Source organism: Pseudomonas sp. RIT-PI-a (genome assembly GCF_001187875.1).
Classification (GTDB): Bacteria; Pseudomonadota; Gammaproteobacteria; order Pseudomonadales; family Pseudomonadaceae; genus Aquipseudomonas; species Aquipseudomonas coleopterorum.
In genome coordinates this window covers 1-25510 of record NZ_LGIR01000034.1, presented here as the reverse complement: position 1 = coordinate 25510, position 25510 = coordinate 1, and the positions used below count along the sequence as shown (strand labels likewise).

Sequence of the window (25510 nt, the reverse complement as noted above, 5' to 3'; positions counted from 1 at the left end):
GGGCCTGTGGACCAACGAGTGGTCCACGTTAGAGGTCAGAGCGCGTCGCTTCGTTCGGCCAATTGATCGGCCAGGCGTACGAAAGCCGCCAGGTCGAGCTGCTCGGGCCGCAGGCTGCCGTCGACGCCGGCCGCTTCGATCGCCTCATTGGGCAGCAACGCCTTGAGGGTATTGCGCAAGGTCTTGCGGCGCTGGTTGAACGCTTCGCGGACGACACGCTCGAGCAGGCGGTGATCCTTGGCCGGGTGGGGCAGGGTGGTATGAGGCACCAGTCGCACGATGGCCGAATCGACCTTGGGCGGTGGATTGAACGCACCGGGTCCGACGTTGAACAGGTGTTCGACGCGGCAGTGGTACTGAACCATGATCGACAGACGACCCCAGTCGCCACCGCCAGGCCCTGCAGCCATGCGCTCGACCACTTCCTTCTGCAGCATGAAATGCATGTCGCGAATCAGATGGGCGTTGTGCAGCAGATGGAAGATCAGCGGTGTGGAAATGTTGTACGGCAGGTTGCCGACTACGCGCAGGGTAGCGGGCTCGGCACCCAGACTGGTGAAGTCGAACTTCAATGCGTCGCCCTGGTGCAGACGGAAGTTGTCACGGCTTGCGAACTGCTGATTGAGAATGGGCACCAGATCCTTGTCCAGTTCCACGACGTCCAGTTGCGCGCCGCTGCCCAGCAGGCCTTCGGTCAGCGCGCCCTGGCCCGGTCCGATTTCCAGCAGGTGTTCACCGGGCTTGGCATGGATCGAGCGAAGGATACGGTCGATAACGCCGGCGTCATGAAGAAAGTTCTGACCAAAGCGCTTGCGCGCCCGGTGTTGGTATTGCTCGGTCATTAAAATGTCTCGGCCATTCGATAGGCGGTGTCGAGGGCGACGCGCAGGCTGCCGGTATCGACCTTGCCGGTCCCGGCCAGGTCGAGGGCGGTGCCATGGTCCACGGAGGTGCGGATGATCGGCAGCCCCAGGGTAACATTGACCGCCGCGCCAAAGCCCTTGTACTTGAGTACGGGCAGGCCTTGGTCGTGATACATCGCCAGCACCGCGTCGCAATGCTGCAGGTATTTGGGAGTGAAGAGCGTATCGGCAGGCAGCGGCCCGCGCAGATCCATGCCCTCGGTGCGTAGACGCTCCAGGGTGGGCTCGATGATGTCTATTTCTTCGCGACCCAGGTGGCCGCCCTCACCGGCGTGCGGGTTGAGGCCGCAGACCAGGATGCGCGGGCGAGCCAGGCCGAATTTGCCCTGCAGGTCGGCATGCAGAATGCGCGTGACCCGCTCCAGGCGTTCGGCGGTGATTGCGTCGGCTACGTCGCGCAGCGGCAGGTGAGTGGTCACCAGCGCCACGCGCAGATCGCCGGTGGCCAGCATCATCACTACCTGTTCGGTCGCGGTGAGGTCGGCGAGGAATTCGGTATGTCCGGAAAACGCGATGCCACCGTTGTTGATGACACCCTTGTGCACCGGCGCGGTGATCATGCCTGCGAACAGACCGTCGAGACAGCCTTGAGCCGCACGGGTCAGGGTCTGCAGCACGAACGCGGCATTGGCTGTATCCAGCTCACCTGTACGCACAGGCGCGCCCAGCGGTGTATCCCATACGTACAGGCTGCCAGCGGGCGCAGGATGGTCGGGGAGGGCGTCGGCATCGACTGCCAGCAGACTGACGGCCAGCCCCAGTTGCGCGGCCCGCTCGGCGAGCAGGTCACGACTGGTGATGGCTATCAGGGGATGAGGCTGGGATTGCGCGGCGAGCAGCAGGCACAGGTCAGGACCTATGCCCGCCGGCTCGCCGGGCGTCAACGCGAAACGCTTGGGTGTCACTGTGCAGCCTGGTCGGCGCCAGGCAGCTTGATTTCAACGTAGGCTTCGTCGCGGATCTGGCGCATCCAGGTCTGCAGCTCTTCGTCGTATTTGCGGTTACGCAACACGTTCATTGCCTGCTGATCGCGGGCCTGCTCGGTGTTGTCGGTCGCGCGGCGGCCAAGTACCTGCAGAACGTGCCAGCCGAACTGCGTCTGGAATGGACGCGAGACCGATTCCACTGGCGTCGAGGCCATGGTTTCGCGGAACTCGGGTACCAGCGACTGCGGGTTGACCCAGTTCAGGTCGCCACCGTTGAGTGCCGAACCTGGATCTTCCGAGAAATTCTTCGCCAGGGTGGCGAAGTCTTCGCCGTTCTCGATGCGCTCGTACAGTTTGCGCGCCAGCTCTTCGGTTTGCGCCGGACTGCGAATCTCGCTCGGCTTCAGCAGAATGTGGCGTACGTGCACTTCGTCGACGGTCTGGACGCCGCCGCCGCGCTTGTCCAGCACCTTGAGGATGATGAAACCCACAGGCGTGCGCACTGGTTGCGTGACATCACCAACCGGCATGGTGCTCAGCATGCGATCGAAAGGTGGTGGCAATTGCGCCGGCTTGCGCCAGCCCATGTCGCCGCCTTCGAGGGCGTTTTCGCTCGACGAGCTGGCAATGGCCAGCTTGTTGAAGTCGGCACCCTGCTTGAGTTGGCGATAGATGTCTTCGGCCTTGCTGGCCGCTGCCTGGATGGCCGCCGAACTGGCGCTTTCCGGAACCTGGATCTGGATGTTGGCCAGGTGCAGTTCCTCGGACAGCTGCATCTTGCCCAGGTCCGAAGCGAGGAAGTTCTTCACTTCCTGCTCCGACACCTGGATGCGCTCGGCCACGCGACGCTGACGCACGCGGCTGATGATCATCTCGCGCTTCACCTGCTCGCGCGCATCGTCATACGACAGGCCGTCATGCGCCAATGCGGCGCGGAACTGCGCGGTCGACATGTTGTTGCGCTGGGCGATGGTGGCGATGGCACCGTTGAGCTCTTCGTCGGTGATGCGAATGCCGGAACGCTCGCCGATCTGCAGTTGCAGATTCTCGACGATCAGGCGTTCCAGCACCTGCTGTTGCAGGACGCTGGCGGGAGGCACGCCACCACTGCCGCCACGCTTGGCGATGGTTTGCTGCACTTCCTTGACGCGCTGGTCGAGCTGACTTTGCATGACCACGTCGTTGTCGACGATGGCCACGACACGGTCCAGCTGTTGCACCGCGGCGTGCGCCGTGGTGCCCAGCAGCATGGCGCCCAGCACGACTGGGCGCAGCAGATCACATAGCTTGGTCTTCACGTTCACGATAACCTTGAATGCCCTTGTCGAGGAAACCCTCAACCTTATTGCCTACCACGCCACCGAGGCCCTTCAGCACGATTTGCAGGAAGATGCCATGGTCGCCTTTTTCGTTCTGCGGGGCGGCCTGGCTGTATTCGTCGTAGTCAACCCAGTAACGGTTGATCAGACGCATCTTCCAGCAGCAGTTGTCGTATTCGAAGCCACCGAAGGCTTCCAGCGTGCGGTTGCGGTTGTAGTCGAACTGCCAGCGGCTGATGACGCTCCACTGCGGCACGATCGGCCACATGACCGAGAAGTCATGCTGCTGGATCTTGTAGTAGTCCTTCACATAGTTCGGATCGCCCGGCTGACCGTAGTCGCCACCGAAGGTCCAGCGACCGGTCGCCGAATCGTAGTGCACGGTGTCGTCGCGGTAGCGATAGCCCAGGTTGACCACCTTGTTGGGGTTGTCTTCAGGCTGGTAGTGGAACATCGCGCTGCCCGAACGAGTGCTGCGGCTGTCTGGATCCCAGTTGAAATCCGAGCTGAAGCGCCAGTCGCGGTTGAAGCGGTATTCGTATTCCAGGGCGTACGGCGAAACGTTGGCCTGTGCATCGTCGCGGGTCTTGAAGTCGACGCCCGGCAGTTGCACTTCGCGATCCCGGAAATACAGGGCCTGACCGACGCTGACACGCTGACGCTCGAAACCGTTGTCTTCGATCCAGCGGCTGGTCACGCCCAGCGAGAGCTTGTTCTCGTCGCCCACGCGGTCGGTACCGGTGAAGCGGTTTTCACGGAACAACGAACCGTAGCTGAAGGTAGTTTCCGACGTGTCGAACACGGGAATGTCGGTCTGGTCTTCCTCAGGTACATAGAGGTAGAACAGGCGCGGCTCCAGGGTCTGGCGGAAGTTGGTACCGAACATCTGCGTGTCGCGATCGAAGTACAGGCCGCTGTCGATGCTGGCGATCGGTACGCCACGGTTCTGCGAGCTGCTGAAACGCTCGTCGGCCAGCAGGGTGTTCTTGCCGCGGCTGTCCAGATCCAGGTCGTACTGGGTGTACATGTACTTGAGCGACGGACGCACGAAGCCCCAGTTCCAGTTCAGCGGGAGGGCCACACCAGGTTCCAGGTTCAGGCGGTTGCCGTTGGCGCGGGCCAGGCCGGAGACGTTGTTGTCGATACGGCGATCACTGAAACCATCTTCGTTGATGAACGTACCGGTGCGCAGATCACGCTCGAAACGAACGATCTCGCTGTTGTACGTGAAGTCCAGACCACCCGGATGGTAAGGCAGTGCACCGTTGAAGGTGATCTGCGGCATGCGGTTGTACGGAGTGATGTCCGCCACGGTCGCCAGCTTGTACGCCTGAACGTTCAAGCGTGCGGTGTAGGTATCGCCACGATAGGTCAGGGCACCCTGCTGGTTGATCCAGTCGTGGCGCTCGACGCCGATCTGGTCGGACTGCAGGTCCTGGAAGTAGTAAGGATCGCTGATGTCGGTGTAGTCGACTTCAGTGGTCAGGCGTGAATCCAGGCCACCTTTGTGCTGCCAGTTGACCATCCAGCGAGTCTTGTCGTAGTCGGACTGCAGGCGGCGATCGTCGTTCTCGTCGTTGAGGTACGCACCGCCGAACTGGCCTTCGCTGGTCTTGGTCAGGTAGCGGAACTCGCCTTCCATCATCACGCCGCGCTTGGCCATGTAGCGCGGATACAACGTGGCGTCGTAGTTGGGCGCCAGGTTGAAGTAGTACGGCGTGACGAGGGTGAAGCCGCTGTCGCTGTCGGTGGCGAAGGACGGCGGGAGGAAGCCGGACTGGCGACGGTCATCGATCGGGAAGTAGATATACGGCGTGTACAGCACCGGAATATCCTTCACGCGAAGGGTGACGTTGGTCGCGGTGCCGAAACCGGTGGCCGGGTTCAGCGTGATGTTGTTGCCCTTGAGCTGCCAGGCGTTGCTGTCCGGCTCACAGGTGGTATAGGTACCGTCCTTGAGGCGGATGATCGCGTTTTCGGCACGCTTGGCGTACAGCGCACTGCCGCGGATGCGCGACTTGTGCAGCACGTATTCGGCGTTGTCGACCTGGGCTTCGCCGGTGTCGAGCTGGACCTGGGCGTGGTCGCCCACGACCAGCGCGCCGTTGTCGCGCAGCTTGACGTTGCCGTTGAGCTCGCCACGGTTCTCGGCCTGATGCAGGCTGGCCTCGTCGGCCTCGATCTGCATGCTGCCCTGGCGCATCACCACGTCACCGGCCAGCGAAGCGATCTGCTCTTCGGTCTGGTAGCGCGAAGCCTTGGCGCCGATGAAGGTCGGAGACTCGCTCTTGGGCGTGTTGTCGCTCATGCCGGGACGCACGGGTTCGATGTACGCACCGGAGCAGTACGGTCCGGTTTCGGCCAGTTGCGCGGCAGTCAGCTTGCTGCGCGGTACCCAGTCCAGGTGGCTGTAATCGGCACTGCGCGAGGTCAGGCCACGGCCCTTGCTCTGGGTGACGGCCACGGGGCCGACGGTCTTCTCTTCACGCGAAGAGCCGCCGCCACTGCCTGCCACCGCCGCGCCGTCGTGCACGGGGCGTGGCGGCAACTGCGCAGCCGGGGCCTTGGGGTTGCAGTCCCAGGCACCGGCAGCGGAGACTTGGCAGTCGAATTGCTCTGCAGCAAAGACGAACTGGGTGGCCATGGGTTGCATCACCAGCAAACCGCCAGTGACCAGCAACGGAAATTTTTTACGAAACGCGGGGGATTTCAATGCCATCTTATTAGTCCGGGCTTCCTGCGTGCCATCTTGCCCGCGGGGGGGCCGCACGCCTCTCGATGGTCTGAAAAAGATGCTGGATAATAAAGCATGACCCGCTTGACGGCTAGCGCCGTCGGAGACCCTTGCAATGCCTGATCAAGATGTACGCCTGCAACACCTCAAAACATGGCTCGACGAGCAACTGGAGAAACTCTTCCAGGCTCGTGAATGGGGCGCCGTACCCCCGGCCACGTTGACTGCGGCCAGTAGCGATGCCAGTTTTCGTCGGTACTTCCGCTGGCAGGGCCAGGGTCGCAGTTTTATCGTCATGGACGCGCCACCGCCCCAGGAAAACTGCGCACCGTTCGTGAAAATCGACGAATTGCTGGCGAGTGCCGGCCTCAATGTGCCGCAGATTCATGCCCAGGACCTGGAGCGTGGCTTCCTGCTGTTGAGCGATCTTGGCCACCAGACCTACCTGGACGTGATCGATGCGGACAACGCCGAAGCGCTGTTCGCCGACGCCATCGATGCCTTGCTGGCGCTGCAGAAACTACCGGCCAGCGGCGACCTGCCCAGCTACGACGTGGCGCTGCTGCGACGCGAGCTGGAACTGTTTCCAGAATGGTACGTTGGCAAGGCCTTGGGCAAACAGCTGGACGCCGAGCAACTGGCGGCCTGGCAACGCGTGAGCACGCGCCTGATCGACAGCGCCCTGGCGCAGCCCAAGGTCCTGGTGCATCGCGACTTCATGCCTCGCAATCTCATGGTCAGCGAGCCTAATCCAGGCGTGCTGGACTTTCAGGATGCGGTCTATGGTCCGGTTACCTACGACATCACCTGTCTGTTCAAAGATGCGTTTCTCAGTTGGCCAGAGGAGCGTGTGCAGGCATGGCTGCAGCGCTACTGGGAGCAGGCAGGCGAGCAGGGCATACCGGTGCAACTGGACTTTGCCGAGTTCTGCCGTGCCAGCGACCTGATGGGCGTGCAGCGCCATCTTAAAGTGATCGGCATTTTCGCCCGTATCTGCCATCGTGACGGCAAACCCCGTTACCTGGCCGACGTACCGCGTTTCTTCTCTTATATAGAAACGGTACTGGCGCGGCGTCCCGAGCTGGCTGAACTGGGTCAACTGTTCAAAAGCCTTGGAGTGTCCTCATGAAAGCCATGATCCTGGCGGCAGGCAAGGGCGAGCGCATGCGCCCGCTGACCCTGGCCACGCCCAAGCCGTTGCTGAGCGTCGGTGGCAAACGGTTGATCGAATACCACCTGCTCGCGTTGGCCAAGGCGGGCTTCAGCGACGTGGTGATCAATCACGCCTGGCTGGGCCAGCAGATCGAAGACTACCTGAGCGACGGCGCTCGTTATGGTGTGGCCATCGAGTATTCGCGCGAGACCGAACCGCTGGAAACCGGCGGCGGCATTCGTCAGGCGTTACCGCTGCTGGGTGATGCACCGTTTCTGGTGGTCAATGGCGACATCTGGACTGACTACGATTTCAGCCAATTGCGCGGCCCATTGGCGGGCCAGGCTCATCTGGTACTGGTCGACAACCCGGCCCAGCATCCGAAGGGTGACTTCACCCTGCTCGAAGGCCAGGTGCGCGACCAGCCCGGGTTGACCTACAGCGGCATCGCCGTGCTCGACCCCGAGCTGTTCGACGGCCATGGCGAAACCCCGTTCAAGCTCGCGCCATTGTTGCGCCGTGCGATGGACGTGGGGCAGGTGACCGGCGAGCACTACCGGGGTCAGTGGATCGACGTCGGTACGCCGCAGCGGCTGAGCGACCTGGATCGGCTCCTGGCCGAGCGGGGTTGATATGCTGTGGCCCGCAACGGTAGCCGGCGCAGCGGCAGGGTATGCCATTGCCGACATTCCAGGCGCGCTGCTGGGTCTGGTGCTTGGTCAAGCGCTGGATCGCCACCTCAGGTTACAGACCTGGGGGGAATTGCTGGATCGGCTCAAGGGCAAGTCGGTGCTGCGCGACGAAGAGCTGTTGTTCGTCCTGCTGGGCCGGGTGGCCAAGGCTGAAGGCCAAGTGCTCGCGGCGCATATCCAGCAGGCGCGCCTGGAAATGCGCTCTTTGAACCTCAACGAGCAGGCACGTCGCCGCGCGATCGGTGCATTCAATCGGGGCAAGGCGGGGGGTGATCAGTTGCGCGGGCACCTGCTGCGCCTCACGCATCAACCCAATTCCGCCGAAGGCATGCTGCGTGCCTGCTGGCGGATGGTCTGGGCCGATGGTCGCGCCGGAACCGCCGAGCGCGAGCTGGTGGTCACCTGGGGCAAGTGGCTGGGCTGGTCGTCGGCGCGCGTGCAGGGGCTTGGGCAGGACTACGAGCCGCGCCACAGACCGGTGACCAAGCGTGGCGGTGCCTACGAAGAAGCAATGCGTTTGCTGGGAGTGTCCTCGACCACCGAGCCGGATCAGATCAAGCGCGCCTACCGGCGCCTCTTGAGCCGACATCACCCTGACAAGCTGGTCGGCAGCGGCGTAACCCCGGCGCAGATTCGCGAGGCGACCGACCGCACCCGTGAGCTGCACAACGCCTACAGCCTGATCCGCGAGCGCCGCGATCTGCGTTGATGGGCCGGTCCGCTGGCGAGCGCGCAATCGTCTACTGCGCGCTCAAGGCACCCTTGACCCGCCGGAACAACTGCTCGGCCTGTGCATCCCTGTCCGGCAGCGATTTGAGCGAAACCTGGGAATACACCGCGCCCTTGTTGCGCTTGCTGGCTTGCAGACGCAGTTGCGCAGCAGCGGCCGCCGCCTGACGATCGCTGTAGAAAATGTCCGTGGTCGGCACCTTGAGCAGTGCGGCCAACTCGTCGATCTGCTGGGGTGCATTGTCCGGCGTGCGCGTGTCCACCAACATCAGTCGCTGGACGTGTGCAGGTTGCCGTTCGGCCATGTAGCGGGTCGCCCAGTAGGCACCGCTGCCATGACCTACCAATACGATGCTGCGCGAGTTGTGTTGCTGGGCGAAAGCGATGCCTGCTTCGATGCGCGCAAAGATGCGCTCGGCGTCCACCTTCATCGGGTCTTGCAACTGCACCTCGGGGCTGGCCGCTTCGGCATCCTGCGCTGTGGCCTTTTCCACCCCGGCGCCGGCGTCCGGCGGCGTCGCCTGGGTTTCGGTCGTCACCGGCAATGGCGGCTTCTCGGCTGGCCTGGCCGAAGGCATCTGGCTGACCAGGTCCGGCAGGCTGAGGCTCAGGCTGTTGAACCCGGCGTCCGGCAACTTGCGCCGCAACGGCCCCACCCCCTGCGGCCAGTCCGCGGTTTCCCCGGCACCTGGCACGATGATGACCGTACCCTGCGCATCGGCAGTATTGGCTGGACGCCACAGCGACAGGAACTCGTCGCTGCCGGCCTGCAACTGTTGCTGCTCGCTGGCAGGCAGTTGACGTTCCAGTGCCTGGGCATCCTCGACGCTGCGCTCAGGCAAAGGTTGACGAACATCCGCCGCATCCTTCGCCGGTGCGGCGTCATCGGCCAGCGCAAAGCCGTGCAGCGGAACGAGCAATGCCAGGCAGACCGCTCTGATGTGAACAGCTTTCATCGGTACTTTCCGTCCAGATCAATGATTCTTGTGTTCGACACCGGTTGAAATTCCAAGCCTATAGCTTAGTGCCATCCACGCAAAGGTCGTTCACAGCGAATGTTCCCCCTTCGCTCCGCCCCCGGTTCTGCAATGCGTTCCAGCGCGATTCGCCCGCCCATCGCACCTGAGCTACAATGCGCGCCACCGTGATTCCAGCCTGAATAGGTGCGCCATGCAGCCCTTCGCAATTGCCCCGTCCATCCTCTCTGCGGATTTCGCCCGCCTGGGCGAAGAAGTCGATAACGTACTCGCCGCGGGCGCCGATATCGTCCACTTCGACGTGATGGACAACCACTACGTCCCCAACCTCACCATCGGCCCGATGGTCTGCGCGGCGCTGCGCAAGTACGGCATCAGTGCGCCCATCGATGTCCATCTGATGGTCAGCCCGGTCGACCGTATCATCGGTGACTTCATCGAGGCGGGTGCCAGTTACATCACCTTCCACCCCGAAGCGACTCAGCACATCGACCGCTCGCTGCAGTTGATCCGCGAAGGTGGTTGCAAGGCCGGTCTGGTCTTCAATCCGGCAACCCCGCTGAACCTGCTCGAATACGTCATGGACAAGGTCGACATGATCCTGTTGATGAGCGTCAACCCCGGTTTCGGCGGCCAGAAGTTCATTCCCGGCACCCTGAACAAGCTGCGTGAAGCACGCGCTCTGATCGACGCCAGCGGGCGCGAAATCCGCCTGGAAATCGACGGCGGCGTCAACGTGAACAACATTCGCGAGATCGCCGCAGCCGGTGCCGACACCTTCGTCGCCGGCTCGGCCATCTTCAACGCGCCCGACTACCGCCACGTGATCGAGCAAATGCGCACGGAACTGACGCTGGCCCGCTCATGAGCGCCCTGGAGCGGCTGTTTCCCGGCAGTCTGCCGCGCTTGGTGATGTTCGACCTGGACGGCACCCTGGTGGACTCGGTGCCTGATCTGGCAGCCGCCGTCGATACCATGTTGGCCCAGCTGGGCCGTGAGCCGGCCGGAATCGAAGCCGTGCGCGAATGGATCGGCAACGGTGCCCGCGTGCTGGTTCGCCGTGCGCTGGCAGGCGGCATCGATCACCAGCACATCGACGAGGCGGACACCGAACACGCCCTTGAGCTGTTTTCAGCGGCCTATGCCGCAAGCCATGCCCTGACCCAGGTCTACCCGGGGGTTCACGAAACCCTCAAATGGCTGCACAAGAAACGCGTGAAGATGGCCCTGATCACCAACAAGCCGGAACGCTTCGTCGCGCCCTTGCTGGACCAGATGGGCCTGGGACGCTATTTCAAGTGGATCATCGGCGGCGATACGCTACCCCAGCAGAAGCCCGATCCGGCAGCCCTGTTGTTCGTCATGAAAATGGCCAAGGTCAAGGCGCAGCACGCCTTGTTCATCGGCGATTCGCGTAGTGACGTGCAAGCCGCCAAGGCTGCGGGCGTGAACTGTATCGCGCTCAGCTACGGCTACAACCATGGCCGACCGATCGCCGAGGAATCACCGGCACTGGTGATCGACGATCTGCGCGCACTGATGCCTGGTTGCTTCGATCCGGCCACTGGGATAACGTTGGCCCACGGCAACTCCCCCGCTCATAGAGATTCCATCGTGGTGGTCACTCGCAAACTCTGGATGAAAGTCATCAAGGCCTTGGCCCGCTGGCGTTGGCGCGCCTGACTTTCCCGTTCCAGCGTTTGCCCACAGACCGTTCGACCCCTCCATCACGAGGCTGAATCATGACCCGCGAAGAATTCCTGCGCCTGGCCGCCGAAGGCTACAACCGTATCCCGATGGCCCACGAAACCCTGGCCGACTTCGATACACCCCTGTCCATCTACCTGAAACTGGCCGACCAGCCCAATTCCTATCTGCTGGAATCGGTACAGGGCGGCGAGAAATGGGGCCGCTACTCGATCATCGGCCTGCCGTGCCGCACCGTCCTGCGTGTGCACGGGTACCATGCCAGCGTGACCTGCGACGGCGTCGAGATCGAAGCCTGCGATGTCGAAGACCCGCTGGCCTTCGTCGAGACCTTCAAGGCCCGCTACAACGTGCCGACCATCGCCGGCCTGCCGCGCTTCAACGGTGGCCTGGTGGGCTATTTCGGCTATGACTGCGTGCGTTACGTCGAGAAGCGTTTGGGCCAGTGCCCGAACCCGGATCCGCTGGGCGTTCCGGACATCCTGTTGATGGTCTCCGATGCCGTGGTGGTGTTCGACAACCTGGCTGGCAAGATGCACGCCATCGTCCTGGCCGATCCTGCGCAGGCCGATGCCTACGAGCAGGCCCGCGATCAGCTCGAAGCCCTGATGGACCGCCTGCGCCAGCCCATTGCGCCGCGCCGCGGGCTGGACTTCAATCGTCCGCAGGCTGCCGACCCGGTGTTTCGTTCCAGTTTCACCCAGTCCGACTACGAAGGCGCCGTCGACACCATCAAGGAATACATCCTGGCGGGCGACGTCATGCAGGTGGTCCCTTCGCAGCGCATGTCCATCGACTTCAAGGCAGCGCCGATCGATCTGTACCGCGCGTTGCGCTGCTTCAACCCAACGCCCTACATGTACTTTTTCAATTTCGGCGATTTCCACGTGGTCGGCAGCTCGCCCGAAGTGCTGGTACGGGTCGAGGACGACCTGATCACCGTACGGCCGATTGCCGGAACCCGCCCGCGGGGCGCGACCGAAGAAGCCGACCATGCGCTGGAAGTCGATCTGCTGTCGGATGACAAGGAGATCGCCGAGCACTTGATGCTGATCGACCTGGGCCGCAACGACGTGGGCCGGGTATCGGAAGTCGGCTCGGTGAAGCTGACCGAGAAGATGGTCATCGAGCGTTACTCCAACGTGATGCACATCGTGTCCAACGTGACCGGCCACCTCAAGCAGGGCCTGACCGCCATGGATGCCCTGCGTGCCATCCTGCCGGCTGGCACCCTGTCCGGTGCCCCGAAGATCCGCGCCATGGAAATCATCGACGAGCTGGAACCGGTCAAACGCGGTGTCTACGGCGGTGCGGTCGGCTACTTCGCCTGGAACGGCAACATGGATACCGCGATTGCCATCCGTACCGCGGTCATCAAGAACGGTGAACTGCACGTGCAGGCTGGCGGCGGCATCGTGGCCGACTCGGTGCCTGCCCTGGAATGGGAAGAAACGCTGAACAAGCGTCGCGCCATGTTCAAGGCCGTGGCCCTGGCCGAGCAATCGCCAGACTGATACCGGACCCGGCAAGCCAGTGTTCACCGGTTCCAGACAACCGGTGACCCGTCAGCAGATTCGAGAGGTTAAGCACCATGTTGCTCATGATCGACAATTACGACTCCTTTACCTACAACGTCGTCCAGTACCTGGGCGAGCTTGGCGCTGACGTCAAGGTCATCCGCAACGATGAACTGACCATCGCCGAAATCGAGGCCCTGGCCCCGGAGCGCATCGTCGTTTCGCCCGGACCCTGCACGCCCAACGAAGCCGGTGTGTCTCTTGACGTCATTCGCCACTTCGCCGGCAAGCTGCCCATCCTGGGTGTCTGCCTAGGCCATCAGTCGATCGGCCAGGCCTTCGGCGGTGACGTGGTGCGCGCTCGGCAGGTCATGCACGGCAAGACCAGCCCGATCACCCACACCGACCTGGGTGTATTCGAAGGTCTCAGCCACCCATTGACCGTCACCCGCTATCACTCCCTGGTAGTCAAGGCGCAGACCCTGCCCGAGTGCCTGGAGCTGACGGCCTGGACCACACACGAAGACGGCACGGTGGACGAGATCATGGGCCTGCGGCACAAGACCCTGAATGTCGAGGGTGTGCAGTTCCACCCCGAATCGATCCTGACCGAGCAAGGCCACGAGCTGTTCGCCAACTTTCTCAAGCAGACCGGCGGCAGCCGCCAGGGCTAAGGGATACCCATGGATATCAAAAGCGCGCTGACCCGTATCGTCAGCCAGTTGGACCTCAGCACCGAGGAAATGCGCACGGTGATGCTCGACATCATGACCGGCCAATGCAGCGAAGCGCAGATCGGCGCCTTCATGATGGGCATGCGCATGAAAAGCGAGACCATCGACGAGATCGTCGGCGCCGTGTCGGCGATGCGCGAGCTGGCGAGCAAGGTCGAACTGCGGACCTTGGACAAGGTGGTCGACATCGTCGGCACCGGTGGCGATGGCGCCAACATCTTCAACGTGTCCACTGCCTCGGCACTGGTCGTCGCGGCGGCCGGTTGCACGGTGGCCAAGCATGGCAACCGCGCGGTCTCGGGCAAGAGCGGCAGCGCTGACCTGCTCGAAGCTGCCGGCGTCTACCTCAACCTGGACGCCACTCAGGTCGCCCGCTGCATCGACAGCGTCGGCATCGGCTTCATGTTCGCCCAGGCTCATCACAGCGCCATGAAACACGCCGCCATCCCGCGCCGCGATCTGGGCCTGCGGACCCTGTTCAACATGCTCGGGCCCTTGACCAATCCGGCAGGCGTCAAGCATCAGGTGGTCGGTGTGTTCACCCAGGCCCTGTGCCGACCGCTGGCCGAAGTGCTGGCGCGCCTGGGCAGCAAACACGTACTGGTGGTGCATTCGCGCGACGGTCTGGACGAGTTCAGCCTGGCCGCGCCAACCTTCGTCGCCGAGCTCAAGGATGGCGAAGTCACCGAATACTGGGTCGAGCCCGAAGACCTGGGCATCAAGAGCCAGAGCTTGCACGGGTTGGTGGTCGACAGCCCGGCGGCTTCGCTCGAATTGATCCGCGATGCGCTGGGTCGACGCAAGACCGAACATGGCGAGAAAGCCGCCGAAATGATCGTCCTCAATGCCGGCGCAGCGTTGTACGCGGCCGATGTGGCAAGCAGCCTGAAAGAGGGCGTGGCCATGGCGCACGATGCCTTGCATACCGGCCTGGCCCGCGAAAAGCTCGAGGAACTGGGTGCCTTTACCGCTGTATTCAAGCAGGAGAACGAAGCATGAGCGTGCCTACGGTGTTAGAGAACATACTGGCGCGCAAGGCGCAGGAAGTGGCCGAGCGTCGCGAACGAGTCGGCCTGGCCGAACTCGAGCGCCTTGCCGCCGCAGCCGATGCGCCGCGTGGTTTTGCCCAGGCCTTGATCGCCCAGGCCGCTTCGAAGAAGCCAGCGGTCATTGCCGAGGTCAAGAAAGCCTCGCCCAGCAAAGGTGTCATCCGCGAGCACTTCGTACCCGCCGACATCGCTGCCAGCTACGAGAAAGGCGGCGCTACCTGCCTGTCGGTGCTGACCGACATCGACTATTTCCAAGGAGCCGACCTGTACCTGCAACAGGCGCGCGCTGCCTGCCAGCTGCCGGTGATCCGCAAGGACTTCATGATCGACCCCTATCAGGTGGTCGAAGCGCGCGCATTGGGGGCGGACTGCATCCTGTTGATTGTCTCGGCGCTACAGGATGCGCAAATGGCCGAGCTGGCCACAGTGGCCAAGGGCGTTGGCCTCGACGTGCTGGTCGAAGTCCACGACGGCGATGAACTGGAGCGCGCGTTGAGCACCCTGGACACCCCGCTGGTCGGCGTCAACAACCGCAACCTGCACACCTTCGACGTCAGCCTGGAAACCACGCTCGATCTGCTGCCGCGTATCCCGCGCGATCGCCTGGTGATCACCGAGAGCGGCATCTTCAATCGTGCCGATGTTCAGCTCATGGAAATCAACGGGGTTTACTCGTTCCTGGTCGGCGAAGCGTTCATGCGCGCCGAAGATCCAGGCACGGAACTGCAGCGCCTGTTCTTCCCCTGATCCAACGGCCGTCTGGGCCTTCACTTTGCACGAGTCTCGCCCCATGCTTCAGCATTTGCCTACGGAACAGGGTTTGCGCGCCGAGCAGGATCTGCTCGGCAGTGTGTGCAAGGGTGAGCAGGCGTGGGGCCTGCTGTTCTGGTGCCCGACCGATCGCACCTTGGTGATGCCGCGACGCATGAGCCGCCTCGATGGCTTCGAGCAGGCCCGCCTCGCATCGGCTGCCAGCGGCTGGCCTGTGCTGCTGCGCGAGACTGGCGGGGAGCCGGTGCCACAGTCGCCCTCGACCATCAACGTTGCGCTGGTATACGTGGCCCCGCAGCAGGAAGGTGACCAGCACCGTATCGAAACGGCCTACCGCCGCCTGTGCCAGCCCTTGCTCGATGCCCTCGAGCGCCTGGGTGGCCGCGCGTCACTGGGCGAAATAGAAGGCGCCTTCTGCGATGGCCGCTTCAACGTCAATCTCGACGGCCGCAAATGGGTGGGCACGGCACAGCGCTGGCGCCAGGGTCTGAGCGGCACGCGTCCGGTGGTATTGGTTCACGGGGCGATGTTGATGGAGGACGAGCGCGAATCGATGGCGGCCGCCGTCAATCTGTTCAATCAGCAGTGTGAGCTGGAGCAGCGCGTCAAGGCCTCCAGCCATGTAGCACTGCACGAGCGTCATCCCGCACCGGATCTGATCGACGAGCTGCAAGTGGCCTATACCCAAATGCTAACAGCACTGGCCTGAGCCTGACGGGTCAGCGGGTTCCGTACACCACCATGGTCTTGCCCTTCACGTGGACCACGCTGCGCTCTTCCAGGTCCTTGAGAACCCGTCCGACCATCTCCCGTGAACAGCCCACGATGCGGCCGATTTCCTGACGCGTGATCTTGATCTGCATGCCGTCGGGGTGGGTCATCGCGTCGGGCTGCTTGCACAGATCCAGCAAGCAACGAGCTACCCGCCCAGTCACATCGAAGAACGCCAAATCGCCCACCTTGCGCGTGGTGTCGCGCAGACGTTGCGCCATTTGCCCACCCACGGCATAGAGCATGTCCGGCTCCTGCTGAGCCAACTCGCGAAACGCCGCATAGCTGATCTGCACCACTTCGCATTCGGTCCTGGCGCGTACACAGGCATCGTGTGCCTGTGTGCTATGGACTGATTGAAAAAGGCCCAGCTCGCCGAAGAAATCTCCGGGATTGAGGTAGGCAATTACCAACTCCCGACCTTCCTCAGCCTCGATCATCACCGTCGCCGAGCCTTTGAGAATCAACGAAAGGGTGTCATCCCGTGCACCGGCTGCGATCAGCGTAGTCTTCGCGGCAAATCGATGGCGCTGACCTTGCGCCAGCAGCTTTTCGAGGTTCTTGATCTTGTGCGCGGCAGCGGGCATGGCTTGGTTCCGGAAAGGGCAATCGATCTTGCATGAATCACGGCAATACGCCAGTACATTGGCGTCAGCTTATCAGACACATAGTGGGGTCACACGGCATTTGACTGCAGAACGCAGGATTTGACCGGTTCGACCTCGCAAATTGTTACAGGTGCGCTGTGTTAAGCTCACCCGCTTTATGAACACGGGAGTCCGGAAAGATGAAGGCGCGTATTCAGTGGGCCGGCGAGGCCATGTTTCTGGGCGAGTCGGGTAGCGGCCATGTCGTGGTCATGGACGGACCTCCCGAGAGCGGCGGCCGCAACCTCGGTGTGCGCCCCATGGAAATGCTGCTGCTGGGCCTGGGCGGCTGCAGCAACTATGACGTGGTCAGCATCCTCAAGAAATCGCGCCAGCCCATCGAAAGCTGCGAAGCCTTTCTGGAGGCCGAACGCGCCACGGAAGACCCGAAAGTCTTCACCAAGATCCACCTGCACTTCGTGGTCAAGGGCCGCGGCCTGAAAGAAGCTCAGGTCAAGCGTGCAGTGGAGCTGTCGGCGGAGAAGTATTGCTCGGCATCCATCATGCTGGGTCGCGCCGGCGTGGACATCACCCATGACTACGAAATCGTCGAACTGGGCTGACTTCAAGAACAAGTAAAAAGGGCGCTCATCGAGCGCCCCTGTTCTATCTGCTGCAAACAATCAAATCCGGTAGGTGCTCTTGGTCATGCCCTTGGCCCCCAGGCTCATGCCAAAGCGCACCGGCGCCGGAAACCTGGCCCCGCCAGCGTCGAGGGCCGATTCGGCATGGGCTTGTTCATCACTGCGCATCTGCGCCAGGATCGCCCGCGACTTGACGTCTTCGGCAGGCAGTTGCAGCAAGTGCTCGTCCAGATGCTTGACCACCTGATGCTCGGTCGCCGCCACGAAACCCAGGCTCACCCGGTCGCTGATGACGCCCGCTACCGCGCCGATACCGAACGACATGCCGTAGAACAACGGATTGAGCACGCTGGTATGGCTGCCCAGTTGCCGAATGCGCTGCTCGCACCACGCCAGGTGGTCCACTTCCTCTTCGGCCGCATGCTCCATGGCCTTGCGCACCTGGGGCAGCTTCGCGGTCAGGGCTTGTCCTTGATATAGCGCTTGAGCGCAGACCTCGCCGGTGTGATTGATGCGCATCAGGCCGGCCACGTGCCGACTCTGCTGCTTGTCCATCGTCACCTCGGGCTGGACGAGCGCCGGCGAGGGGCGCGATGGATGTCCGCTGAACGGTAACAGCGTGCGCATGGCCGTATCGGCTTGCAGCAGCAAACGATCAATGGGCGAGTAGTGACGCTGGGTAGCCATGGGCACCTCCGTTGAAAACCTGGCCTGCATGAATGCCGCTCAACCGGGCGGCCAGTTCATCTGGCGCTGTCCCAGTACATGCATGTGTATGTGGTAGACGGTCTGACCGCCCAGTTCGTTGCAGTTCATGACCACTCGAAAGCCCTCTTCGCAACCCAGCTCCTTGGCCAACCGCTGGGCGGTGAACAGGATATGTCCAGCCAGGCCCTTGTCGTCTTCGGTCAAGTCGTTGAGCGTGCGGATGGGTTTTTTCGGGATGACCAGAAAATGCACCGGGGCCTGTGGCGCGATATCGTGGAAGGCCAGTACCTGGTCATCCTCGTAGATGATCTTGGCCGGAATCTCCCGGTTGATGATCTTGGTAAACAAAGTATCCACAATGCATCTCCATGGCAGTCGAAGGTTCAGTGTACTGAGGCTTGTGCCCAGCGCCCAGCCTTGCCGGCTTCAATGGGGGGCGAAAGCCTTGTTGATCCATCCACTCACGATGCGCGTCAGCCACCGTGAGCCCAGCCGCGGAGCCCTGGCCAGCCAGGCATTACGCTGTCCAGGCACGATCACCGCGCGATTGCGGGCCAGCGCTCGTACCGTCTGCAGCGCTACCTGCTCGGGGTCCAGCACCTGCGAACTGTTCGCCAGGCGCGGAATGCGCCGCTGGTTGGAGCGTACCGGCCCAGGACACAGCACCGAAACCTTTACCCCGGTCTGCTTGAGTTCCTCGCGCAGCCCTTCGGAAAAATGCAGCACATAGGCCTTGCTCGCCGCATAGCTGCTCATCCATGGTCCGGGCTGGAAGGCGGCCAGTGAGGCGACATTCAGGATCTGCCCACCACCCTGCACGGCCATCGCATTGCCCAAGGCGTGGCAGAGGCGGGTGAGGGCTAGAACGTTCAGTTCGATCAGATCCTGTTCTTGGCTCCAGTCCTGAGCCAGAAAGTGCCCATAGGAGCGTACGGCCGCGCAGTTCACCAACAGGTCGATCTGGCGTTCGCTTTCTTCAAGCTCCAGCAGAAACCCCGACAGCCGCAGGGGTTCGCCCAGGTCGCAGGCACGAAACAATACTTCCACACCAAAGCGCTGCGTCAGTTCAGCGGCAATGATTTCAAGCTGGTCACGCTGGCGCGCTACCAGAAGCAGGCTGCGCCCACGCCTGGCCAGGGCTTCGGCCATGGCCAGGCCCAAGCCTGCCGACGCGCCTGTGATCATGGCATAACGGGTCATTGAATTCTCCATACCCCCGCCAGGCAAGCTGGCGCGGTTTCATATGGACATTCTACCGCGCGCGTTCACGTTTGGGCTCACAGCTTGTGCGTGACCTCAGAACGGCTTGACCACCACCAGGATCACAACGGCCAGCAGGATCAGCACTGGAATTTCGTTGAACCAGCGGTAGTACACATGGCTGCGTTTGTTCTCGCCACGTGCGAAGCGCTTCATCTGCGCACCGCACACGTGATGGTAGCCGGTCAGCAATATGACCAGGGTCAGCTTCGCATGCATCCATCCCTGGCTCATCCAGCCCGGCGACAGTGCAATCAGCCAGATACCGAAGATGAACGTGGCGATCATCGCTGGGGTCATGATGCCGCGGTAAAGCTTGCGCTCCATGACGGCAAAGCGTTCGCGGCTGACGGTGTCCTCGCTCTGCGCGTGGTAGACGAACAGGCGAGGCAGGTAGAACAACCCGGCAAACCAGCAGACAACGCTGACGATATGCAGAGCCTTGATCCATAGATAAAGCATTTTCGGTCTTCTCAGGTTCACGGTAGCGTCGATAGTAGAGTCTGTCGGCGTTCGCGTCATCTCAACGGTTGTGGCTCAAGCCCCAGGCCCCTATCATCGAAGGCTTTCCAGTCGCATCGTGAAGAGGGCAGTGTATGGTCAAGGTCGGTATCGTCGGCGGCACGGGTTACACCGGAGTCGAACTGCTACGTCTGCTGGCGCAGCATCCGCAGGCGCAAGTAGAGGTCATCACCTCCCGATCCGAGGCTGGCCTGCCGGTTGCCGACCTGTACCCCAACCTGCGCGGTCACTACGACGGCCTGGCGTTCAGCGTCCCGGACATCAAGACCCTGGGTGCCTGCGACGTAGTGTTCTTCGCCACCCCCCACGGTGTCGCCCACGCCCTGGCCGGCGAGTTGCTGGCAGCAGGTACCAAGGTCATCGACCTGTCCGCCGACTTCCGCCTGCAGGATGCCGATGAGTGGGCCAAGTGGTACGGTCAGCCGCACGGTGCGTCCGAGCTGCTGGCCGATGCTGTCTATGGCTTGCCCGAGGTCAACCGCGAGCAGATCCGCCAGGCGCGCCTGATCGCTGTGCCAGGCTGCTATCCGACGGCCACCCAGCTGGGCTTCCTGCCGCTGCTCGAGGCTGGACTGGCCGACAACACGCGTCTGATCGCCGACTGCAAGTCGGGCGTCAGTGGCGCGGGTCGCGGCGCCAGCGTAGGCTCACTGTTCTGCGAAGCTGGCGAAAGCATGAAGGCCTATGCGGTCAAGGGTCACCGTCACCTGCCCGAAATCACCCAAGGCCTGCGTCGCGCCGCCGGTGGCGAGGTGAGTCTGACCTTCGTCCCACACCTCACACCCATGATCCGCGGCATCCACTCCACACTGTATGCCACGGTGGTCGACAAGTCGGTCGATCTGCAGGCGCTGTATGAAGAACGCTACGCCGATGAACCCTTCGTCGACGTCATGCCGGCCGGCAGCCACCCCGAAACCCGCAGCGTGCGCGGCGCCAACGTCTGCCGCATCGCCGTGCACCGCCCCCAGGGTGGCGACCTGGTGGTCGTGCTTTCGGTCATCGACAACCTGGTCAAAGGCGCGTCGGGCCAAGCCGTGCAGAACATGAACATCCTGTTCGGTCTGGACGAACGCTTCGGTCTGTCCCACGCCGGCATGCTGCCCTGACCATTTCCACAGCATCGCCCAGAGGCCCGCGTTGCGGGCCTCTTTGCTTTAGCCACTGGCTAATTCTTGACCATTTTCGTAGGAGAAGAGGATAATGCCGCCATTGAGCATTATGACGGCGTACGCCGGGAGAACTTCTACATGAGCGTCGAATCCTTTACCCCCATGGCTTTGCAATTCACCCAAGGGGCTGCCATCAAGGTCAAGACCCTGGTCGATGAAGAGGGTAACGATCGTCTCAAGCTGCGCGTCTTCGTCACCGGTGGCGGCTGCTCGGGCTTCCAGTATGGCTTCACCTTCGATGAAGATGTCGCCGAAGACGACACCATCGTGGAGCGCGAAGGCGTCAGTCTCGTGGTCGATCCCATGAGCTTCCAATACCTGGCCGGCGCACAGGTCGATTACCAGGAAGGCTTGGAAGGTTCGCGATTCGTGATCAACAACCCCAACGCCAGTACCACCTGCGGTTGCGGTCAGTCCTTCTCGATCTGATCCAGCACCCATGAAAAACGCCGTGCGATTGCACGGCGTTTTGCATTTCAGGTATCCAGCTTCAGGCCGGGTAGATGGCGCCCAACACGCGCAGGCCTCGCGCGCCGGTCACGCTGGGCCGGTTGGCCGCAACGCCTTGCAGGCAGCAATCAGCCAGCCAGGCAAAAGCCATGGCTTCGACCCAGTCCGGATCGACACCCGCCGCTGTCGTACTCTCGACCCGAGTCCCCGACAGCAAGGCTTGCAGTCGCGCCATCAAGGCCTGGTTGTGAGCGCCGCCACCGCACACCAGCAGTGCATGAGTGCTCGGCTGGGCGACACGCAGCGACTGCACGATGCTTTGCGCGGTCAGCTCGAGAAGCGTTGCTTGAACGTCGGCGTCATCGAACGCAGGAAGGCTGTCCAGGTGCCGTTGCAGCCAGCTCAGGTTGAACACCTCGCGCCCCGTGCTTTTCGGGCCGCTGCCAGCGAAGAATGGATCGCTTAGCAGAGCACTCAGCAAATGCGGTTGCAGCGTACCGGTCGCTGCCCAAGCGCCTGCTCGATCATAGTCCTGGCCACGCTTGAGCTGAATCCAGGCATCCATCAGCACGTTGCCAGGTCCGCAGTCGAAACCGCTTACTGGCTGATTGCCGCCGATCAGACTGAGATTGCTGAAGCCACCCACATTGAGCACCGCACGCGCCTCACCTTCGGCACCGAACAGCGCTTCGTGGAAGGCCGGAACCAAGGGTGCACCCTGACCGCCGGCGGCCACATCGCGTCGGCGAAAATCGCCCACGACGGTGATCTGCGTCAGCTCCGCCAACAACGCCGGATTGCCGATCTGTACGGTGAAGCCCCGAGCTGGCTCGTGCCTCACGGTCTGTCCGTGGCTACCAATCGCTCGGATGTCGGCAGATGCAAGATGCTGTGAGGCCAGCAAGGCAGAGATGCCATCGGCTGCCAGTGCTACCCATTGGTTTTCAGCGACGGCAGCTCGAGCGATTTCATCCGGCCCGCTGGCGCACAGTTCCAGTAGCTGGCTGCGTAATGCCTCGGGCATGGGCACGTAGTGTGTTGCCACCAGCCGAGTGGATTGATCCTGCTCGATCAGGGCGATGTCCAGCCCATCGAGACTGGTGCCGGACATGACCCCAAGGTAGTACGCCATGGCTCAGCGCTTGCTCGCCAGCAGGGTGCTGCGCTCTACGTCCATCTTCGCCATCAGCGGCTGGCTCAGCTGGTTGAAGCGCTGTTTCTCGGACTTGGCGATTGGGTCAGCCATCGGCAGCTTCTGGCCCAGAGGATCGACGTGCACGCCGTTTACCTGGAACTCGTAGTGCAGATGCGGGCCTGTCGACAGACCGGTGGTACCGATGTAACCGATCACCTGGCCTTGCTTGACGCTGCCGCCGGTCTTGATACCTTTGGCGAAACCCTGCATGTGTCCGTACAGCGTGGTGTAGCTGTTGCCGTGCTGAATGATCACGGTGTTGCCATAGCCGCCACGACGACCGGCCAAGGTGATCTTGCCGTCACCGGCCGCCTTGATCGGCGTACCGCGCGGCGCAGCATAGTCAACGCCCTTGTGCGCACGGATCTTGTTCAGAATCGGATGCTTGCGACCCATTGAGAACCGCGAGCTGATGCGGGCAAAGTCCACCGGGGTACGGATGAACGCCTTGCGCATGCTGTTGCCATCGGCGGTGTAGTAATTGCTGTTGCCCTGCTTGTTGGTATAGCGCACTGCGGTATAGGTTTTGCCGCGGTTGGTGAAGCGCGCAGCGAGAATACCGCCGGTACCGATTACCTTACCGTTGAGTACACGCTGCTCGTAGATGATGTCGAACTCATCGCCCTGGCGAATATCCTGAGCAAAGTCCACGTCATATCCGAAGATGCTGGCCATATCCATGGTCTGGCTATGAGACAGCCCGGCACGCGCCGCTGACTGCGACAGCGAGTTCTTGATCACGCCATGGGCATACGCTTCACGAGTCACCGGCTTGCTGGTTTCACGCTCGAAGGCGAAACCCGTGCCAGCCTTGGTCAGCCGGATGGTGTCCAGGTCGCTGACCTTGCTGTGCAGGCTGAGCAATTCGCCTTCCGGCGACAGTTCGAATTCCAGCAGTTGTCCACGCTTGAGCTGAGTGAACTGTTTGGCCTTCTTGTCACTGCCCATGACGTCGGCCACGGTCGACGCCGGCAAACCGACCTTCTCGAACAGCGTGGAAAGCGTGTCGCCCTTGGCAACCACCACCTGACGATGTCCCGGCTCTTTCTTCGCGGCAGCGACTTCCTTGGCAGCGGGTGCTTCCTTGGTTGCAGCAACGTGGGGGGCTGGATGCTCGGATGGCTGTGCAGCGTGCTCGGTGTCGGTCGAGGCAGGCGTTTCAATCTGGGCGAAGGGTGCAGGGGCTGCCTGTTCGGCGATCGGGGCAACCGGGGTGTCTTGTTCGGCGTCCTTGAGCTGTTCGACGGGAGCCGGCATTTCCAGGCTCATGTTCGTGCGTTTTGCTTCTACATCACTGGAAGGAAATACCAGCAAGGCAAGGCTGAGGAGGGCGGCCAGGCCGCTGGCAGCCACAAGGTGGCTCTTCGGATAAAGCGGCGGCGCTTTAGGCGGTTGCTTGGTCATAGGTGATTTTTTGACTTTTAAAGATGGAAAGATGAGATGAATGACATGATGAAGATGAAATAACTGTATAAAATATAACCAAAACCCCTCCAAAGCAAGCTCGCAGACGTTTGCTTGGCGCCAATGAGTCACATCTGTGCCCGCGCCTTGTATTTGACCGGTGATCTTGTATCGTTGAGCCTTTTGAATCCGAGCGTTGTAGGACCTTATATGAAGTCTGTTGAAGAGCAGCTGGCGCTGATCAAGCGCGGCACTGAAGAGGTGCTGGTCGAATCCGAACTGGTCGAGAAGCTCAAGCGCGGTCAACACCTGCGTATCAAGGCAGGCTTCGATCCCACCGCCCCGGATCTGCACCTGGGCCACACCGTGCTGATCAACAAGCTGCGACAGTTCCAGGAGCTGGGTCACCAGGTCATCTTCCTTATAGGTGACTTCACCGGCTCCATCGGTGACCCCAGTGGCAAGAGCGCCACACGTCCACCGCTGACGCGTGAGCAGGTGCTGGAGAATGCCGAGACCTACAAGGCCCAGGTGTTCAAGATCCTTGATCCTGCCAAAACAGAAGTGGCGTTCAACTCCACCTGGATGGACGTCCTCAGCCCAGCTGACTTCATTCGCCTGGCTTCGCAGTACACCGTGGCCCGTATGCTCGAGCGCGATGATTTCGACAAGCGCTACACCAGCAACCAGCCGATCGCGATTCACGAGTTCCTCTATCCTCTAGTCCAGGGTTATGACTCCGTTGCCCTGCGGGCAGACGTCGAGCTGGGCGGTACCGACCAGAAATTCAACCTGTTGATGGGGCGTGAGCTGCAGCGCTCTTATGGTCAGGATGCCCAGTGCATCGTCACCTTGCCGTTGCTGGAAGGTCTGGACGGTGTCAAGAAGATGTCCAAGTCGCTGGGCAACTACGTGGGCATTCAGGAAGCGCCCGGCATCATGTACAGCAAGCTGGTGTCCATTCCCGATGCACTGATGTGGCGTTACTTCGAGCTGCTCAGCTTCCGCAGCATGGATGAGATCGACGCTTTCAAGGCGGATGTGGAAGCCGGTGCCAATCCGCGTGACATCAAGATCAAGCTGGCCGAAGAGATCGTTGCGCGCTTCCATGGCGAGGAAGCGGCACAGAGCGCCCATAAGGCAGCGGGCAACCGCATGAAGGAGGGTGAGCTGCCAGAAGATTTGCCGGAAGTGGATGTCGCAGCCGCTGAAGACATGCCTATAGCGGCTATCCTTAATAAGGCAGGGCTGGTCAAGAACGCCGCAGGCGCGCGCGATCTTCTCAATGCCGGAAGTGTCCGCGTCGACGGTGCTGTGGTAGACCGCGCATTCATCTTCCCGCTGGGCGCAACCCATGTCGTACAGGCCGGCAAGAAGGCTTTCGCCCGCATTACGCTAAAAATCGAATAATTCAAAACAAGGGCTTGACGGCGAATTCGAAGTGTCTATAATTCGCCCCACTTCCGGCGCAGCCGAAACGATAAACGCCTTGTTAATCAATGAGTTAGTCGTTCAGGCAGTGAGGAAGTGCTTCGATCTTCAAGTTCGGAAGCGGTGAAAAAGGGG

At 61.9% G+C, this 25510-nt stretch carries 26 protein-coding genes; 14 read left to right on the top strand and 12 right to left on the bottom strand.

All coding sequences use genetic code 11. The features are described from left to right. Positions 1-35: 35 nt before the first annotated feature. Genes rsmA through AC788_RS20530 form a run of 4 tightly spaced genes read right to left on the bottom strand, consistent with a single transcriptional unit; the run spans position 36 to position 5887 of the window. Positions 36-842, bottom strand: coding sequence for a 16S rRNA (adenine(1518)-N(6)/adenine(1519)-N(6))-dimethyltransferase RsmA (rsmA, locus tag AC788_RS20545; RefSeq protein ID WP_049862409.1), 807 nt, complete (start codon positions 840-842; stop codon positions 36-38). After that, positions 842-1828, bottom strand: coding sequence for a 4-hydroxythreonine-4-phosphate dehydrogenase PdxA (gene pdxA / locus AC788_RS20540; RefSeq protein WP_049862408.1), 987 nt, complete (start codon positions 1826-1828; stop codon positions 842-844). Before pdxA ends, rsmA begins: the two co-directional genes overlap by 1 nt. Further along, entirely contained in the window at positions 1825-3153 is a 1329-nt protein-coding gene (gene surA, locus AC788_RS20535) for a peptidylprolyl isomerase SurA (protein ID WP_177327982.1), read from the bottom strand. The genes pdxA and surA overlap by 4 nt, the downstream gene beginning before the upstream one ends. Then, positions 3128-5887 carry an LPS-assembly protein LptD gene (locus AC788_RS20530; RefSeq protein WP_049862406.1) on the bottom strand — a complete coding sequence of 920 codons (2760 nt, stop codon included), beginning with the start codon at positions 5885-5887 and terminating at the stop codon, positions 3128-3130. The genes surA and AC788_RS20530 overlap by 26 nt, the downstream gene beginning before the upstream one ends. 130 nt (positions 5888-6017) lie before the next feature. On the opposite strand from AC788_RS20530, the gene AC788_RS20525 reads away from it, so the two are divergent. Genes AC788_RS20525 through AC788_RS20515 form a run of 3 tightly spaced genes read left to right on the top strand, consistent with a single transcriptional unit; the run spans position 6018 to position 8456 of the window. Continuing rightward, positions 6018-7031, top strand: a complete 1014-nt coding sequence (locus AC788_RS20525; protein ID WP_049862405.1) for an aminoglycoside phosphotransferase family protein — start codon at positions 6018-6020, stop codon at positions 7029-7031. After that, positions 7028-7687 (top strand): N-acetylmuramate alpha-1-phosphate uridylyltransferase MurU, encoded by a 660-nt coding sequence (murU, locus tag AC788_RS20520; RefSeq protein WP_049862404.1) that lies wholly within the window; start codon positions 7028-7030, stop codon positions 7685-7687. The genes AC788_RS20525 and murU overlap by 4 nt, the downstream gene beginning before the upstream one ends. Position 7688: 1 nt before the next feature. Continuing rightward, positions 7689-8456, top strand: coding sequence for a DnaJ domain-containing protein (locus AC788_RS20515; RefSeq protein WP_049862403.1), 768 nt, complete (start codon positions 7689-7691; stop codon positions 8454-8456). A gap of 31 nt (positions 8457-8487) precedes the next feature. Here the strand turns inward: AC788_RS20515 and AC788_RS20510 are convergent, their stop codons facing one another. Then, complete coding sequence (locus tag AC788_RS20510) at positions 8488-9432, bottom strand: alpha/beta hydrolase family protein (RefSeq protein WP_049862402.1); 945 nt, start codon at positions 9430-9432, stop codon at positions 8488-8490. A gap of 214 nt (positions 9433-9646) precedes the next feature. Here AC788_RS20510 and rpe point away from each other — a divergent pair, with 214 nt between their 5' ends. The 7 genes from rpe to AC788_RS20475 all read left to right on the top strand — a co-directional run bounded on the left by rpe (position 9647) and on the right by AC788_RS20475 (position 15940). Continuing rightward, on the top strand, positions 9647-10321 hold the full coding sequence (rpe, locus tag AC788_RS20505; RefSeq protein WP_049862401.1) for a ribulose-phosphate 3-epimerase: 675 nt from the start codon (positions 9647-9649) through the stop codon (positions 10319-10321). After that, the gene (locus tag AC788_RS20500) at positions 10318-11136 is read left to right on the top strand and encodes a phosphoglycolate phosphatase (RefSeq protein ID WP_049862399.1); all 819 of its coding nucleotides are present in this window, start codon (positions 10318-10320) and stop codon (positions 11134-11136) included. The genes rpe and AC788_RS20500 overlap by 4 nt, the downstream gene beginning before the upstream one ends. 59 nt (positions 11137-11195) lie before the next feature. After that, positions 11196-12674: an anthranilate synthase component I gene (gene trpE / locus AC788_RS20495; RefSeq protein ID WP_049862398.1), complete on the top strand. Its 1479-nt coding sequence runs from the start codon at positions 11196-11198 to the stop codon at positions 12672-12674. Positions 12675-12751: 77 nt separating this feature from the next. Beyond that, a complete protein-coding gene (locus AC788_RS20490) occupies positions 12752-13351 on the top strand; it encodes an aminodeoxychorismate/anthranilate synthase component II (RefSeq protein ID WP_049862397.1) in 600 nt (199 codons plus the stop codon). 9 nt (positions 13352-13360) lie between these two features. Next, complete coding sequence (trpD, locus tag AC788_RS20485) at positions 13361-14410, top strand: anthranilate phosphoribosyltransferase (RefSeq protein WP_049862396.1); 1050 nt, start codon at positions 13361-13363, stop codon at positions 14408-14410. Beyond that, a complete protein-coding gene (trpC, locus tag AC788_RS20480; protein WP_049862395.1) occupies positions 14407-15207 on the top strand; it encodes an indole-3-glycerol phosphate synthase TrpC in 801 nt (266 codons plus the stop codon). The genes trpD and trpC overlap by 4 nt, the downstream gene beginning before the upstream one ends. A 43-nt stretch (positions 15208-15250) precedes the next feature. Next, positions 15251-15940: a lipoate--protein ligase family protein gene (locus tag AC788_RS20475; protein ID WP_049862393.1), complete on the top strand. Its 690-nt coding sequence runs from the start codon at positions 15251-15253 to the stop codon at positions 15938-15940. A 10-nt stretch (positions 15941-15950) separates the two neighbouring features. Here AC788_RS20475 and crp read toward each other — a convergent pair whose 3' ends face one another. Next, positions 15951-16589, bottom strand: coding sequence for a cAMP-activated global transcriptional regulator CRP (gene crp / locus AC788_RS20470; protein WP_049862391.1), 639 nt, complete (start codon positions 16587-16589; stop codon positions 15951-15953). A 200-nt stretch (positions 16590-16789) separates the two neighbouring features. Between crp and AC788_RS20465 the strand changes: the two genes are divergently transcribed. Next, complete coding sequence (locus tag AC788_RS20465; RefSeq protein ID WP_043192495.1) at positions 16790-17212, top strand: OsmC family protein; 423 nt, start codon at positions 16790-16792, stop codon at positions 17210-17212. Positions 17213-17272: 60 nt separating this feature from the next. On the opposite strand, the gene coq7 is transcribed toward AC788_RS20465, so the two are convergent. The 4 genes from coq7 to hemJ form a co-directional block, all read right to left on the bottom strand. Further along, positions 17273-17920 (bottom strand): 2-polyprenyl-3-methyl-6-methoxy-1,4-benzoquinone monooxygenase, encoded by a 648-nt coding sequence (gene coq7 / locus AC788_RS20460; RefSeq protein ID WP_049862389.1) that lies wholly within the window; start codon positions 17918-17920, stop codon positions 17273-17275. A 39-nt stretch (positions 17921-17959) separates the two neighbouring features. Continuing rightward, positions 17960-18298 (bottom strand): histidine triad nucleotide-binding protein, encoded by a 339-nt coding sequence (locus tag AC788_RS20455; protein ID WP_049862388.1) that lies wholly within the window; start codon positions 18296-18298, stop codon positions 17960-17962. A gap of 69 nt (positions 18299-18367) precedes the next feature. After that, on the bottom strand, positions 18368-19141 hold the full coding sequence (locus AC788_RS20450) for an SDR family NAD(P)-dependent oxidoreductase (RefSeq protein ID WP_049862387.1): 774 nt from the start codon (positions 19139-19141) through the stop codon (positions 18368-18370). Positions 19142-19237: 96 nt separating this feature from the next. Next, positions 19238-19663 (bottom strand): protoporphyrinogen oxidase HemJ, encoded by a 426-nt coding sequence (gene hemJ, locus AC788_RS20445; protein ID WP_049862385.1) that lies wholly within the window; start codon positions 19661-19663, stop codon positions 19238-19240. A gap of 134 nt (positions 19664-19797) precedes the next feature. On the opposite strand from hemJ, the gene argC reads away from it, so the two are divergent. Together argC and erpA are read left to right on the top strand one after the other, a co-directional pair. After that, entirely contained in the window at positions 19798-20832 is a 1035-nt protein-coding gene (gene argC, locus AC788_RS20440) for an N-acetyl-gamma-glutamyl-phosphate reductase (protein WP_049862384.1), read from the top strand. 141 nt (positions 20833-20973) lie between these two features. Then, entirely contained in the window at positions 20974-21324 is a 351-nt protein-coding gene (gene erpA / locus AC788_RS20435) for an iron-sulfur cluster insertion protein ErpA (protein ID WP_043192502.1), read from the top strand. Positions 21325-21385: 61 nt separating this feature from the next. Here erpA and AC788_RS20430 read toward each other — a convergent pair whose 3' ends face one another. Next, complete coding sequence (locus AC788_RS20430) at positions 21386-22477, bottom strand: anhydro-N-acetylmuramic acid kinase (RefSeq protein WP_049862383.1); 1092 nt, start codon at positions 22475-22477, stop codon at positions 21386-21388. Between the two features lie 3 nt (positions 22478-22480). Beyond that, complete coding sequence (locus AC788_RS20425) at positions 22481-23944, bottom strand: peptidoglycan DD-metalloendopeptidase family protein (RefSeq protein ID WP_049862381.1); 1464 nt, start codon at positions 23942-23944, stop codon at positions 22481-22483. Between the two features lie 210 nt (positions 23945-24154). Here AC788_RS20425 and tyrS point away from each other — a divergent pair, with 210 nt between their 5' ends. Beyond that, a complete protein-coding gene (tyrS, locus tag AC788_RS20420) occupies positions 24155-25354 on the top strand; it encodes a tyrosine--tRNA ligase (protein ID WP_049862379.1) in 1200 nt (399 codons plus the stop codon). The last annotated feature ends 156 nt before the right edge of the window (positions 25355-25510 follow it).

Excerpts from the sequence above, each read along its gene's own strand:
- rsmA (WP_049862409.1), bottom strand. The coding sequence starts at position 842 with ATGACCGAGCAATACCAACACCGGGCGCGCAAGCGCTTTGGTCAGAAC.
- AC788_RS20530 (WP_049862406.1), bottom strand. The coding sequence starts at position 5,887 with ATGGCATTGAAATCCCCCGCGTTTCGTAAAAAATTTCCGTTGCTGGTC.
- AC788_RS20525 (WP_049862405.1), top strand. The coding sequence starts at position 6,018 with ATGCCTGATCAAGATGTACGCCTGCAACACCTCAAAACATGGCTCGAC.
- murU (WP_049862404.1), top strand. The coding sequence starts at position 7,028 with ATGAAAGCCATGATCCTGGCGGCAGGCAAGGGCGAGCGCATGCGCCCG.
- AC788_RS20515 (WP_049862403.1), top strand. The coding sequence starts at position 7,689 with ATGCTGTGGCCCGCAACGGTAGCCGGCGCAGCGGCAGGGTATGCCATT.
- AC788_RS20510 (WP_049862402.1), bottom strand. The coding sequence starts at position 9,432 with ATGAAAGCTGTTCACATCAGAGCGGTCTGCCTGGCATTGCTCGTTCCG.
- rpe (WP_049862401.1), top strand. The coding sequence starts at position 9,647 with ATGCAGCCCTTCGCAATTGCCCCGTCCATCCTCTCTGCGGATTTCGCC.
- AC788_RS20500 (WP_049862399.1), top strand. The coding sequence starts at position 10,318 with ATGAGCGCCCTGGAGCGGCTGTTTCCCGGCAGTCTGCCGCGCTTGGTG.
- trpE (WP_049862398.1), top strand. The coding sequence starts at position 11,196 with ATGACCCGCGAAGAATTCCTGCGCCTGGCCGCCGAAGGCTACAACCGT.
- AC788_RS20490 (WP_049862397.1), top strand. The coding sequence starts at position 12,752 with ATGTTGCTCATGATCGACAATTACGACTCCTTTACCTACAACGTCGTC.
- trpD (WP_049862396.1), top strand. The coding sequence starts at position 13,361 with ATGGATATCAAAAGCGCGCTGACCCGTATCGTCAGCCAGTTGGACCTC.
- trpC (WP_049862395.1), top strand. The coding sequence starts at position 14,407 with ATGAGCGTGCCTACGGTGTTAGAGAACATACTGGCGCGCAAGGCGCAG.
- AC788_RS20475 (WP_049862393.1), top strand. The coding sequence starts at position 15,251 with ATGCTTCAGCATTTGCCTACGGAACAGGGTTTGCGCGCCGAGCAGGAT.
- crp (WP_049862391.1), bottom strand. The coding sequence starts at position 16,589 with ATGCCCGCTGCCGCGCACAAGATCAAGAACCTCGAAAAGCTGCTGGCG.
- AC788_RS20465 (WP_043192495.1), top strand. The coding sequence starts at position 16,790 with ATGAAGGCGCGTATTCAGTGGGCCGGCGAGGCCATGTTTCTGGGCGAG.
- coq7 (WP_049862389.1), bottom strand. The coding sequence starts at position 17,920 with ATGGCTACCCAGCGTCACTACTCGCCCATTGATCGTTTGCTGCTGCAA.
- AC788_RS20450 (WP_049862387.1), bottom strand. The coding sequence starts at position 19,141 with ATGACCCGTTATGCCATGATCACAGGCGCGTCGGCAGGCTTGGGCCTG.
- hemJ (WP_049862385.1), bottom strand. The coding sequence starts at position 19,663 with ATGCTTTATCTATGGATCAAGGCTCTGCATATCGTCAGCGTTGTCTGC.
- argC (WP_049862384.1), top strand. The coding sequence starts at position 19,798 with ATGGTCAAGGTCGGTATCGTCGGCGGCACGGGTTACACCGGAGTCGAA.
- erpA (WP_043192502.1), top strand. The coding sequence starts at position 20,974 with ATGAGCGTCGAATCCTTTACCCCCATGGCTTTGCAATTCACCCAAGGG.
- AC788_RS20430 (WP_049862383.1), bottom strand. The coding sequence starts at position 22,477 with ATGGCGTACTACCTTGGGGTCATGTCCGGCACCAGTCTCGATGGGCTG.
- AC788_RS20425 (WP_049862381.1), bottom strand. The coding sequence starts at position 23,944 with ATGACCAAGCAACCGCCTAAAGCGCCGCCGCTTTATCCGAAGAGCCAC.
- tyrS (WP_049862379.1), top strand. The coding sequence starts at position 24,155 with ATGAAGTCTGTTGAAGAGCAGCTGGCGCTGATCAAGCGCGGCACTGAA.